Source organism: Hoylesella buccalis ATCC 35310 (assembly GCF_000177075.1).
Taxonomy (GTDB): Bacteria; Bacteroidota; Bacteroidia; order Bacteroidales; family Bacteroidaceae; genus Prevotella; species Prevotella buccalis.
The window spans coordinates 1-12,730 of the sequence record NZ_ADEG01000084.1 but is presented as its reverse complement, the minus strand read 5'-3'; the positions used below and the strand labels follow the sequence as shown (position 1 = coordinate 12,730).

The following is a 12,730-nucleotide window of genomic DNA, read 5'->3' as shown; positions in this document are numbered from 1 at the left end:
ACCTCAGCAATTCCAAGCAAGCTTGATTGCATTCGGCTCGCACAGCCTTTGCAGAAGATAGGCTTCGCCTCAACATAGAAAGTAAACTTTCTCTGTCTTCGGCTTGCTCAATCTTTGCAGAAGATTGGCTTCGCTTACTTAAACATGGGAAACGATGTTTCTTTCCCAAAAAATGATTAAAAACCAACATGAAAATAATAATGATAGCCCTGATTGGGCACTTGCTCGTAGGCACAATAACGGGTATGGCACGACAAAGGCCACCAATCTCACTGCAGCAAAAAACAGAGATGGCGTTAAACTCTATGAACAATTATTTCGATATCACGAGATTACCGAGGCCTGTCATCGGGTTTATTTCATGCCCTTGGAAGATAATAGTCAGGTGATGGTGATAAAAAGAGGTGAAAAATGGTTCGACGCCGTGATGCTTCGCGGTTTCATTGAACTGTATCGGGTGACCAACAATGCACGTTACCTCCATTCGTTCGAATCGTCTTTGCGGCAGGCATGTAAGGAAAAAACGCCCCAATGACAAAGGGTTGTTATCAACCAGCTGCTTCGACAGCGCTCAAAACTAACCCGTGGAAGAGCCCGTCGTCCGCAGCGCAAGAGCCTTCTCACACAGGCTGAGATGATAGAAATGATGACAAGATTATCAAATATTAAATAACGATCAATTTTATGAAACAAAGAATGAAGTTATTGGCAGGTGCCGGCTTGATGTTGGGTCTGTCTGCTAATGGTGCAATGGCCTACACAATGACTGCTGAAAAGTCAGCCATCGTGGCTGCTGCCGACAACACCAAGTTAGTAACGCAGCGTCCCCCTGTGGCAGAACGTTTGTTCGTTTCCGACGCTGTTGAAAAGAAAATTAAGGAAGTACGCAAGCTGTTGAAGGGCAATCCCTACCTGGCTTGGATGTTCGAGAATTGTTTTCCCAACACCTTAGATACCACTGTCCACTTTGACGGCAAAGACGATACCTTCGTCTACACAGGCGATATTCACGCCATGTGGTTGCGTGATTCGGCTGCGCAGGTGTGGCCTTATGTTCAATTGGCCAACAAAGATCCTAAGCTGAAAGCCATGTTGCGCGGTACTATTCTACGACAATTGAAATGTATCAACATCGATCCCTACGCCAATGCTTTCAACATGAGACCGACGGGGGGCGAGTGGCAGAGCGACTTGACTGACATGAAGCCCGAACTGCATGAGCGCAAATACGAGATAGATTCGCTATGTTATCCGCTCCGCTTGGCTTACCACTATTGGCAAGTAACCGGTGACGACTCTGTTTTCGGGCCAGAATGGATAGAGGCGATGAAGAATATCTTGAAGACGTTCCACGAACAGCAACGCAAGAATGGGGTAGGGCCGTACAAATTCCAACGCAAGACCGAGCGACAATTGGACACCGTGTCAAACGACGGATTGGGAAACCCTGTGAAGCCAGTTGGACTCATTGCCTCATTCTTCCGCCCGTCAGACGACGCTACCACCTTCTTGTTCCTTGTTCCGTCCAATTTCATGGCGGTTTCTTCACTTCGCAAGGCTGCTGAGATTCTGACAAAGGTAAACAAGAACACCGTCTTGGCCAGCCAATGCACCGCTTTGGCCAATGATGTGGCAGCTGCTTTACAGAAATATGCAGTACACAACCACCCCAAATATGGTAAGATTTATGCTTTTGAGGTTGATGGCTTCGGCAACCAGTTGCTGATGGACGATGCCAATGTGCCCAGTTTGTTGGGCATGGCCTACCTGGGTGATGTAGACGTGAACGACCCTATTTACCAGAACACGCGTCGCTTTGTGTGGAGTGAGGACAATCCTTATTTCTTCAAGGGCGCAGCGGGAGAAGGTGTTGGTGGACCGCATACCGGTTATGACATGATTTGGCCGATGACCATTATGATGAAAGCCTTTACCAGCAACAACGACGCTGAAATCAAAGAATGTATCGAACAGCTCATGCGTACCGATGCCGGATTGGGCTTCATGCACGAGTCTTTCCATAAAAACGATGCCACAAAATTCACCCGTTCGTGGTTTGCTTGGCAGAACACGCTCTTCGGTGAACTGATTATCAAGCTCATTGACGACGGCAAACTAAACGTATTGTTGAGTGCGAAACGATAATCAGAACAACTTTTTATATCTCACTTTCGTGCCGGGTCCCATTAAAGTGGCCCGGCATTCGTTTTTCTTACCGTTCCCCATTGTTTGGAACGTTTGTTTGTTCAGACGGTTGTGCGCTTAACGAATGCCGCAACAAGAAGAATAAACCTTTTCTTTCTTGATTATCAAGGATATTGCTTACTTTTGCCAAACGATGAAAAAATGAAAAGGCTATCGAACCATTTTCCGCCGATTCATACGGTACAAGTGGGGTTATAGTAGATATAATATGACTTACTTTGTAGTTCAGGCCCTGTCCTGTAATGTGAAAGTAGGTATTAAAAATTAATTCATCAGACCTGATTAAAGAAGATGTTGCTGTCTGTCATCATCCCCGTTTACAATGTAGAACACACCCTTGAAAGGTGTGTGCAGAGTGTGTTGACTCAGAATGTTCCTGATATGGAAGTCATCTTGGTGGATGATGGGTCGACAGATGGCTCGGCTGCTCTCTGTGATACTTACGGCAACAAAAAGAATATCACTGTTATCCATCAAGACAATGCGGGACTCTCTGCGGCTCGAAACACGGGGTTAACGGTGGCCAAAGGCAGGTATGTCACTTTTGTTGACTCGGATGATTACCTGGATACTGACCTCTATCCCCCGCTGATGAAGGTGTTACAAGCGGATGACGATATCGACTTGTTGGAATATTCGTTTGTCAGAGACGATGGGAAGAGCGTGGAAACGCATATCCTTCATGACAAGTGTTATCAAGACGTGTGGCGCTACTGGTTTGAAGCCAAGGCTTATCTGCATGGTTTCGCCTGTAATAAAATATTCAAACGAATACTGTTTGACACCATCCAGTTTCCCGTTGGTCGTAAATTTGAGGACGTTTTTGTGCTTCCACAGCTGTTAAGTAAGGTTCGCTGTGTTCGTACCACTCCTATCGGGTTTTACCAATATACCTATAATAAGAATGGTATAACGGCTAGGGCGCAAGGCAACGAATGGAAAGACCTGTTACAAGCGCATCTCAACGTGCTGGAAAATACGTCCCTTCAAGCCTGCGAAGGCTTTGATGCTTACTATGCCCATGTATTGAATGTCCAGTTACATACCTACGAATTGACAGGCGATACAAACGACATCCAGCTTCCCACACTTCCCTTTTACGGCACTCTGAAATTAAAGCTGCTCCGTTTTTTTGGCATGAAGGGCCTGTGCATGTTACATCGCTGGCTGCACCAGATGCTGTAAAACCGCAACTCAACCTGTGGATTGACAGAAAAACAAGGTGTACGTTGATGATGATTTATTTTGACATCGAACCTTTTTATAATTGGCGAATTTACCATCAACGATGCATTTTTTCGGCAAATTTCTATATTGAAAGTTTTCACGAGTCGTTTTAAGGCTAAAAGACAGATGAAATATCTTACAATTCTGTAGAATGCAATGAATTAAGTTCCGCTGCTCACAAATAGACTGATTAATTCAACTCATGCAGGGCAGGTTTCATAAAATCTTGCTAGAAGCAGAATAGACACATCGAGCACAACAGCAAGTTCGTTGCGCTCGATGGCGGATAGGCAATTCATGGTTTCGGTTGGGCACATCCAACGTAAAAGTGAATAAATGATAACGCATTTGCCTGTTCCTGTTTTTTGTTGTAAATTTGCCATACTAATAACACTAACTAAATAAATAATATGAACATCATTAAAACGTGTCTGTCTGCACTCGCACTGGTTACTGCCATGAATGCAAGTGCACTTGACAAACTGGACCCCGTAGACTATGTGAACCCTTTGGTGGGTACCCTGTCCAAGGTTTCCCTCTCAACAGGTAATACCTATCCGGCCATCGCCCTGCCATGGGGCATGAACTTCTGGATGCCTCAAACAGGTAAGATGGGAGACGGATGGGCCTACGTTTATACAGCCGACAAACTTCGCGGATTTAAGCAAACTCATCAACCCAGTCCATGGATTAACGACTACGGACAGTTTGCCATCATGCCCATCACCGGCAAGCCGGTATTCAATGAAGACGAACGTGCCAGTTGGTTCTCACACAAAGCTGAAGTGGCCAAACCCTATTACTATCGCGTTTATCTGGCTGACCACGACGTGGTGACGGAATTGACACCGACAGAGCGGGCCGTCATGTTCAGGTTCACATTCCCCGAGACCGACCAGTCGTACGTGGTGGTAGATGCCCTTGACCGTGGCTCGTCTGTGAAGATTATTCCTTCAGAAAACAAGATTATAGGATACACTACACGCAACAGTGGGGGCGTACCCGACAATTTCAAGAATTATTTTGTCATCATGTTTGACAAGCCTTTCACATATAAAGCCGCAGTGGCCGATGGTCAAATCAAGCAAGGGTCCACGGAAGCAACGGTCAACCACGCTGGTGCCATCATCGGCTTCAAGACCAAACGAGGCGAGCAAGTGCATGCCCGTATCGCCTCTTCTTTCATCAGCCCTGAGCAAGCAGAACTCAACTTGCAGGAGCTGGGCAACCTGTCGTTCGAACAAATCAAGGCACAGGGACGACAGACTTGGAACAAGACGTTGAGCAGAATTGAGGTGGAAGATAAAAATGTAGACCATCTGCGTACCTTCTACTCATGTCTTTACCGCTCTGTATTGTTCCCACGCAGTTTCTACGAGAAAGATGCCAATGGCAAAATCGTCCATTACAGTCCGTACAACGGCAAGGTGTTGCCCGGCTATATGTTTACCGACACAGGCTTCTGGGATACATTCCGTTGTTTGTTCCCCATGCTCAACCTCATGTATCCGTCCATGAACGTCAAGATGCAAGAAGGTTTGGCCAATGCCTATCTCGAAAGTGGCTTCCTGCCAGAGTGGGCCAGTCCTGGCCATCGCGGCTGCATGGTGGGCAACAACTCGGCATCTGTCGTGGCAGACGCTTACCTGAAAGGGCTGCGTGGTTACGATGCTGAAACGTTGTGGAAAGCCGTGACGCATGGTGCCAATGCGGTTCACCCGAAGGTTAGCTCAACGGGTCGCTTGGGATGGGAATATTACAACAAATTGGGTTATGTGCCTTACGATGTGAAGATTAATGAGAACGTGGCTCGAACCTTGGAGTATGCTTACGATGACTGGTGCATCTATCAGTTTGGTAAGTCGCTGGGTAAGTCTGAAAAAGAACTGGCTCAATACAAGAAAAACGCCATGAACTATAAGAACGTATTCGATAAGGAAACCAACTTGATGCGCGGTCGCAATCAGGATGGTAAGTTCCAGACACCGTTCAGTCCCTTAAAGTGGGGTGATGCGTTTACAGAAGGCAATTCCTGGCATTACTCTTGGTCCGTATTCCACGACCCACAGGGCTTGATCAACCTCATGGGAGGCAAGCAAACCTTCGTCCAAATGCTCGATTCAGTCTTCAATGTTCCGCCTTTGTTCGATGACAGTTACTACGGAGGTGTCATCCATGAGATTCGCGAAATGCAAATCATGAACATGGGTAACTATGCCCATGGCAACCAGCCCATCCAGCACATGATTTACATGTACAACTATGGCGGACAGCCTTGGAAGGCTCAATACTGGATTCGCGAGGTGATGGACAAGCTCTACACGGCTCAAGCCGACGGCTATTGCGGTGATGAGGACAACGGACAAACCTCTGCTTGGTACGTCTTCTCGGCTATGGGTTTCTATCCTGTGTGTCCAGGTGCCAACCAGTATGTCATTGGTACACCTTACTTTGACAAGATGACCCTGCATTTGGAGAACGGCAAGACCATGACCATCACGGCGCAAGACTGTAGTCAAGAGAACAAATATATTCAGTCGTTGAGCATCAACGGCATGTCTTCCACCAAGAACTTCTTCACACACGACCAGTTGATGCAGGGCGGCAACATCCAGTATGTCATGGGTAGTACCCCCAATAAGCAGCGTGGCATCAGTGAAAGTGATGCTCCTTATTCGTTCACGAAAGAACTGACAGCAGCGAAAAGCGTGAAAAGTAAGAAAAGCAGACGTCGCAGATAAGCGAGCATGAACATTCATCGCCCGAATGGCGTTGATTGAAAAGATAAATTTAAAGGCTGGCTCTAACCGCATAATGGGTAGAGCCAGCCTTTAAATTTATAAGCAGCGCAATTCCTGGATGCGCCAACTTGTAAATGAGGTCGGGTGGTTGAGAAGGTTGTTTGCATGTCCCTGCCACCCTCTTTTTTACTCTATTTAATGCGTGTAGGAGCGTGATTTATCGCATTCCGCCAAAATAACGGCCCTACGGAATTGTAAAATATTTAGTCTATTTTTTGCCCTTAAAACGGCATGAGAAAACTTTCAATTTAGAAAAAATCAATAGGCAAACGGGAAGCAAATAGAAGTTTAATTTGCCATCAAAATTGGATTTTTCCGCAAAAGCATGGAGATAACATTCTTAGAAGCATCCTATTGGTGGGCAATCTACATGCTGTTGCACCCCAAGATAATTATTAAAATGTATCTAATTGAAAATAAAGAAGTTACCTTGTTTGTACAACTAAACTGGTAACGATTTGGAAACGAGCGAGCTACTTGGCTTCGCTGTTTTCTGCCTAACAAAGAACGCTTGTTATTCCGTTTGCAAAGATAATACTTTGTTACCGAATAACAAGCGTTTTTGATGAGATATTCTTTATTCTGCACTTTTTGTATGCTGCTATGTTTATATTCCCCTTCCACGTTTCTTCTTTCTGTTAGCTTGGTATCTGAGTTTGCGCTGCCATGCAGCTTCGGTTAAGTCATAGCCTAGTGTACTTGGTGTAATCAAATCGCCTAACCCTTCCACAACTTCATCGGCTGCGCTAACAATGGTGTCTGCCACTGCACCAATGGAGTTCTGCACTCGTGGGGTATCATTGTCTCGTGAGACAGTGGAACGGCTTTTGGGTACAAGCTGATAACCTGTATCAGATTGTTTGTTGTTTTCTGTCGGCTCTTGTACTGTTTGATGTGGTTTCTTTGGTTCTTCCTTGTTAGTTGGTTCAAAATTCTTTTGCAAAGAACGGTAGCCGAATTCCCTGCCAATTTCGGAAGCCTTGAAGGATTGCCCTGCGTATGAGAACTTCAAGCCATAGACCTTGCCCTGCTTGTTCTTCATACGCTCTATAATAATGCCCTTCTTGTTCAACTCGTAAAGGAACATGGAGTGTCCCGTGATACCTGTTCCTTTGTACTTGTCAAGCAAGGAATAACAGATTTGCTGAACCTCTTTCTTGGTTTGCTCTCTCGTTGGACTTGCTTTTGTCTTTTGATATTTCTTTTCTGCCTTGACCTCCTTTGCAATGGTCAAGCCTTTCTCTCTGCTTATTTCCTCCGCCACTTTTGCTGCCCTATTGCTCACAAAAGTAGTATCATAGACTTCTCCATACAGACTGATACGGTTCGCAATGATGTGAATATGTCTGTTATCGGTGTCCTTGTGCGTTACCGCCACCCATTGGTGGTTGTCGAGTCCCATTCGCTTGGCAAACAAATGAGCAATCCACATAAGTTCGGACACAGGCAGTCTTTTCTCGTCCTGCGGTGCGATACCGATTTCGATACGGAGAAACTTGTTCCTGCAACGGCTGTTGTAGTCACTGACCACTTTCATTTCCTCGTAGATGGTCTTTGAATCTCTGCTGCAAAGATTGTGGAATGCAAGCCGACTACCGAGTTTACCTTCCCTGAAAATATAGTCCAAAGCCGTGCTGCCGTGCGCTATCGCCTTGCATTTACCTATCATTTCTTGTTAGATTTAAGACCTTATATATTTCATCATCCACCCGAAAATGCGGGTCGTAAAACCGCTTAAATGCCTCTTTGGCACATAGCGAAAGGTTCTTAGTGATGAATAGCCACCTTTCATCCTTGACTTTGATGAGATTGGAAATCTGCCCGTAGAACCTTCCTGTATGCTGGAGAATGGCAATGGCTTCCCTCTCATTGTCTGTCATCCTGGGAACGGCTGTTACTTCTCCGTTAAGGAGTATCTCACGGCAGTAGTCAGAGAACTTCCGTCCCGTGCTTTCCGCTTTTGACTTGATACGTTGCTTTTCCTCTAAGGTGCATCTTACCTTGATGAACTCCGTCTTCTTCATCTGCTGCCCTTCCTTATCCTGTTGCTGCCATCGGGCAGATTTTCCTTTGTATCTGCTCATATAAGTTTTTTTGAAAGTTAATCATTGTAGATGATTCGTTGTTGCTTAATTCCCGAACACTGACCGATGAGAACGGAGTGATTACGGTCTAATCTCCCCGACAGTCTGACGAGGGGAGCAAGAGCAGTTTGTGGGTACAAACTGACGTCTTGCAATATCAGCTAACGAAACGTTAACGCACAAGGCGTTTTGCTGCCGAAAAGTGAATGCCGTGCATTCTGTGTTTAACTGCGTTCGTGGTGTTCCCATCATTCAGTATGTTTGACAAATGTCTGTTGTTATGTTCTCTAAAAAAGGTTGAGGGTTTTGAGTGGAATAATATCCCCTTTTCCCAAAAGTCCTCGCCCCCTTTTCCTGTGCCTCACAGCTTTCTCCACTTCTCTATGTCCTCACCATACTCCTCCAAATGAATGCGCACGATGTTCTCCACGAAACTTGAAAGGTTGCTGCCCCTGTCGCCTAACCTGCGCACGATAAAGTCGGCACGTTCCTGCGTTTCCCTGCTCAGATAGACCGCTTTTCGGTTGCTTAGTTTTGTTGGAACAAGGTAGGCCTGCTTGTAGGCTTCGAGCGTCTCCTTTCTCTTTTTGGCACTGATGCGCCTTTGAACGGTTGCGTTCTCTGTATGCTGCGCAGGTTCAGAGTGCGCAGTGTTCTCTGTGTACTGTTCGTTAGTTGGTCTTTCTATTTCAGGAACCTCATTCCCTTTCTGTGGAGTAGATTCGTACTCAGTTTTATCTTCCACACCCAAAAACCATGAAAAATCTTTGTCCGTTGTCTTTGTTTTATTTTCCATTTCGCTATCTAATTTTATGTTTGACTTGTTTTGATTTCTTACTTTCCTTTTGCTCCGTAACCGTCATCCGTGTCCGTTCCTGCACTTTCTGCTGCTCCTGTTTACGCATACGGCAGACATGAAACTCGTTGAGGTCTTTGAAGCCTTTGTAATGTATGGACATATCCTCCACCTTGAAACCTGCCTTGACGAAATCATTGGTTGCCCTCCGTCCTGCTTCATCATTATCAAGGAAGGCACGGATATGGGGCAGGTGTCGGTCGTTCAGATAGCGAACAGTCCTTGCCACATTGCTTACGGAGTTCATCACAAGGCAGTGGCTGGCTATCTCCTCTTTCATTGAAAGAAAAGAAAGGAAATCCATAAATCCTTCAAACACACATACAGGCAGTGGCTTGTCTATTGCGTGTTCTGTCTGTTTGTCCGTAAATATCAGAGTAATGTCCTTCGGAGCTATCGTTCCCTTGAACGAGTGATTGTCTCGGAGCTCATATCCTCCCAACAGGTTGGCAAAGCCAATGGCTTGATAGCGCCTGCCCCTTACCTCGTAACTGATACATTTAAGAAATGGCGTTGCCTTTTCCAAATCAATGCAGCGTATCTTTGTAAGATACTCCCGCAAATGTGGCGGCAAGGTGTCTGATATGCTTATCAGTTTCCTTGTCTCGTTTGCAGCCATCGTAGGTTGTAAATTATTAGGCACGAAGTTTTTACGAGAACTACATGTTATATTATCGAAAGCGTTCTGTCCCAAACGGTGGATGGCTTCCGATAGCGTGCAGCTCTCCAAGCGCATACAGAGGTCGATGATACTTCCGCCCCTGCCTTCGGCATAGTCTATCCAAAGGTTCTTCTCTGTGTCCACCTTGAAACTCGGATGTGTTTCTGCACGCAGCGGTGAGCGGTACAACGCATAGACTGGTGTTCTGCGTACAGGCTTGATGCCTTTCCTTTCAAGATACTCCACGATGGGGTATCGCTTGATGCGTGATAAATCTTCTTTCATTGTGATATGTTTTAATTGAATGGATTGAATCATTTTTGTTTGAATGACAATGGTGTATTTGAATGGTAATTGAATGATTATTGAAAGAAATTCTCTTTTCAGAAGTTTTTCCCCTCCAAACTTTTTCATCTTTCTTCTTACTACATACTATTTTAAGTTAAGTAATTGATTTTCAATATATTTTGTAGTACAAAGTCATACTACGAACTTACAACATACGGCTACTACATTTGGTTGATGCAATAACTTGGCAAGGGACAAGGGAGAATCTTCCTTACCTTATATACATAGATTGGACTGCCGCCCTCACGCCTCTTGCTCACTTTCTCAAAGCCTGCCCTTTTCAGGGCTTCGCCCATATGCTTTAAGGACAAGGGATGATGCGTATAAAGTCTCAAGTAGGTGATTATCTCGGTGGTGGTCATATAGGTACAGTTGGGATTATCCTCCGCTGGCTTCTCAAAGCAACGGAGCAGCAGTTCCATTTCTGCGGTCTGTACTTGGAAGTCTTCGCTCTCCCTGTATAGTTCCGTGATTTCATCATCGTCAAACCAATAGCGAAAGCCTGCGTTTAACAAGGCTTTCGTTTCGGCATAGACATTATCCATAGATATTGCCTTTGCACGCTCAATGTCAATGGAAAACACCTCAAAGGGAAGAAAACGCCTGCTGCCTGTGGGGTCGGTAAGGAAGTCGTTACCATTTACCTATGCAACGAAGCTCGCTAAGTGTGGATATTCCTCCACATACTTGTCGTAGGGCATACGATACTTGACCATCGGGCAGGTAATAAGGTTTTTGAGTTCGTTTTCGTCACGCTTGTTGAGGGCTTTGAGCTGGTCGTCAATGTTTACGATGAGGTTTTGCCCGATATAGGTAAGTGTGTCCTTCTCCTGCGGATATATCTTGCCCGTGTAGCTGTAACCATGCAGAGCAGGAGGACAAAGCAAGTCAAGGAATGTTGTCTTGAACTTGCCCTGCTCGCCTGTCAGCACGAGACAGGTATGGTTACGGCACTCACGGTCGTCCATAGCGTAGGCGACTACTGCCACGAGCCATTTTGTAAGATATAGTAGCCATTTTTCGTGATTGCGCACCACAACACAACCTGCCAGTTCGGGAATGGCTTTCAGTGAAAGAGAGAAGGCATTGCAGCAACTATTGTATTCGTCAGTGTTACCACAACTACTGCCTATATCCAGCAAGGGCAACGCTTTGAAATACTCTTGTATTGGATTGATGCGTGGCGAGAAGCTGCTCTCTATAATGGAATAGAGGTTGTCGGAAGAGGTTATTATCCCGATGTCGTTATCTATCTCCCTTCGAAGCGTATTGATTTCATAGCGACCCACTTTTGAAAAGTGAGCATCGTCCTTGCACCTGTATTCGGTTCTACCTAATATCGTGTTATATCTGAACTTATAATAGGAGGAGAGATAGGTTTCTATCTCACCATTTTTGGAGGAAGTCTTCCTTTGCTTGGGCGTATTATTTTCGCCCACTGAATTGCCTTTATCTGCGCTTGTTTTCATTATATGCCTGTTTTTGTTTCCGAGAGTGAAGTTATGAAGAGAATGGGAAAGTTCCAAGCATTCGGAGAGTGCTTGCATAATGTTGCGCAAATTGGCAATGAATTTCTCACGAACTTTTGACAGGAAACAGTCGGAAAGCATGGATTTAAGCCCCAAACAAGAAGATAAATGCGTAAGAGATGCAAGAAAGGCAGGTGCTTATTTGTTCCATTCTGCATAGTATTGCATCGGCTAAAAGGATATGATAAAATGGAGTAAAGAGGCAAAAAGAAGAGAGCGACAATCCTTTTGTCCTTTCATTGTTTTTCCCGGTATTTCCCTACTGTTCCCTTGTGCTTTGAAGTATGACTAACACTCCCTACTTTTGCAGGCAGAAACGTGCGGTGAAGCACAAGACAAGAAAAGGAAGTACAAACAAAACAACAATAGAATTATGGGATATTTTATCATTACGGATTCAAACTGGGCAAAACTGAGGAACGAGATACTCAGTCTTGCCGAGACCTGCCACAAAGCTTTCGGAGAACAGAGTCAGCACACCGATTGGCTGCACAACGGCGATGTATGCAAGTTGCTTAATATCAGCAAGCGCACCTTGCAGCATTACCGTGATACGGGCGTGCTGCCCTTCTCACAGATCGGGCACAAGTGCTATTACAAGCGTGAGGACGTGGAGCGGCTGTTGCAGACTAAATCGGAGAAGACAAAAACAGACAGAATAAAGAATAACAAATAAGACAAGGGTATTATGGAATCAGTAAAGGACTTGAACATGGAAGCGGATGATATGCAGGGGGTGCTGTCCGCACTTGAAGGAGTGAACAGACGGATAAAGGAAGTGGCACAGACACACAAACCGCTGTTTGGAGGTGAGCATTTCCTGACGAGCAAGGAAGTATGCGAGCGGCTGTATATCAGCCCTCGTACTTTGCAGGACTATCGGGACAGGAAGATTATTCCCTACACACAGTTCGCGGGGAAGATACTTTATAAGGAATCGGACTTGGAAAGGTTGGTAGAGAATAATTATAGCTATTAAAAATTAAGAGCCATCTAACAAGTTCATATGAGACTTATTA

10 protein-coding genes and 1 pseudogene are annotated in these 12,730 nt (G+C 45.3%); 6 read left to right on the top strand and 5 right to left on the bottom strand.

The features are described 5' to 3' along the window. Positions 1 to 172: 172 nt before the first annotated feature. The 4 genes from HMPREF0650_RS08395 (at position 173) to HMPREF0650_RS08380 (ending at position 6,173) form a co-directional block, all read left to right on the top strand. Positions 173 to 535 carry a hypothetical protein gene (locus HMPREF0650_RS08395; RefSeq protein ID WP_155813615.1) on the top strand — a complete coding sequence of 121 codons (363 nt, stop codon included), beginning with the start codon at positions 173 to 175 and terminating at the stop codon, positions 533 to 535. A gap of 149 nt (positions 536 to 684) precedes the next feature. After that, entirely contained in the window at positions 685 to 2,145 is a 1,461-nt protein-coding gene (locus tag HMPREF0650_RS08390; RefSeq protein WP_040562962.1) for a glycoside hydrolase family 125 protein, read from the top strand. Between the two features lie 351 nt (positions 2,146 to 2,496). Then, the gene (locus HMPREF0650_RS08385; RefSeq protein WP_004350002.1) at positions 2,497 to 3,390 is read left to right on the top strand and encodes a glycosyltransferase family 2 protein; all 894 of its coding nucleotides are present in this window, start codon (positions 2,497 to 2,499) and stop codon (positions 3,388 to 3,390) included. A gap of 452 nt (positions 3,391 to 3,842) precedes the next feature. Next, the gene (locus HMPREF0650_RS08380) at positions 3,843 to 6,173 is read left to right on the top strand and encodes a GH92 family glycosyl hydrolase (RefSeq protein ID WP_004349999.1); all 2,331 of its coding nucleotides are present in this window, start codon (positions 3,843 to 3,845) and stop codon (positions 6,171 to 6,173) included. Positions 6,174 to 6,840: 667 nt separating this feature from the next. Here HMPREF0650_RS08380 and HMPREF0650_RS08375 read toward each other — a convergent pair. The 5 genes and pseudogenes from HMPREF0650_RS08375 to HMPREF0650_RS08355 all read right to left on the bottom strand — a co-directional run bounded on the left by HMPREF0650_RS08375 (position 6,841) and on the right by HMPREF0650_RS08355 (position 11,651). After that, complete coding sequence (locus HMPREF0650_RS08375; protein WP_004349996.1) at positions 6,841 to 7,902, bottom strand: relaxase/mobilization nuclease domain-containing protein; 1,062 nt, start codon at positions 7,900 to 7,902, stop codon at positions 6,841 to 6,843. Then, positions 7,892 to 8,317, bottom strand: coding sequence for a plasmid mobilization protein (locus HMPREF0650_RS08370; protein WP_004349995.1), 426 nt, complete (start codon positions 8,315 to 8,317; stop codon positions 7,892 to 7,894). Before HMPREF0650_RS08370 ends, HMPREF0650_RS08375 begins: the two co-directional genes overlap by 11 nt. Before the next feature lie 361 nt (positions 8,318 to 8,678). Next, the gene (locus tag HMPREF0650_RS08365) at positions 8,679 to 9,113 is read right to left on the bottom strand and encodes a DUF3408 domain-containing protein (RefSeq protein WP_004349994.1); all 435 of its coding nucleotides are present in this window, start codon (positions 9,111 to 9,113) and stop codon (positions 8,679 to 8,681) included. A gap of 4 nt (positions 9,114 to 9,117) precedes the next feature. Then, positions 9,118 to 10,119 carry a toprim domain-containing protein gene (locus HMPREF0650_RS08360; RefSeq protein WP_040562963.1) on the bottom strand — a complete coding sequence of 334 codons (1,002 nt, stop codon included), beginning with the start codon at positions 10,117 to 10,119 and terminating at the stop codon, positions 9,118 to 9,120. Between the two features lie 224 nt (positions 10,120 to 10,343). Next, positions 10,344 to 11,651 (bottom strand): annotated as a pseudogene (locus tag HMPREF0650_RS08355) (VapE domain-containing protein). A gap of 433 nt (positions 11,652 to 12,084) precedes the next feature. Between HMPREF0650_RS08355 and HMPREF0650_RS08350 the strand changes: the two are divergent. Together HMPREF0650_RS08350 and HMPREF0650_RS08345 are read left to right on the top strand one after the other, a co-directional pair. Then, positions 12,085 to 12,387: a helix-turn-helix domain-containing protein gene (locus HMPREF0650_RS08350; protein WP_004349989.1), complete on the top strand. Its 303-nt coding sequence runs from the start codon at positions 12,085 to 12,087 to the stop codon at positions 12,385 to 12,387. Between the two features lie 12 nt (positions 12,388 to 12,399). Further along, positions 12,400 to 12,690 (top strand): helix-turn-helix domain-containing protein, encoded by a 291-nt coding sequence (locus HMPREF0650_RS08345; RefSeq protein WP_004349987.1) that lies wholly within the window; start codon positions 12,400 to 12,402, stop codon positions 12,688 to 12,690. The last annotated feature ends 40 nt before the right edge of the window (positions 12,691 to 12,730 follow it).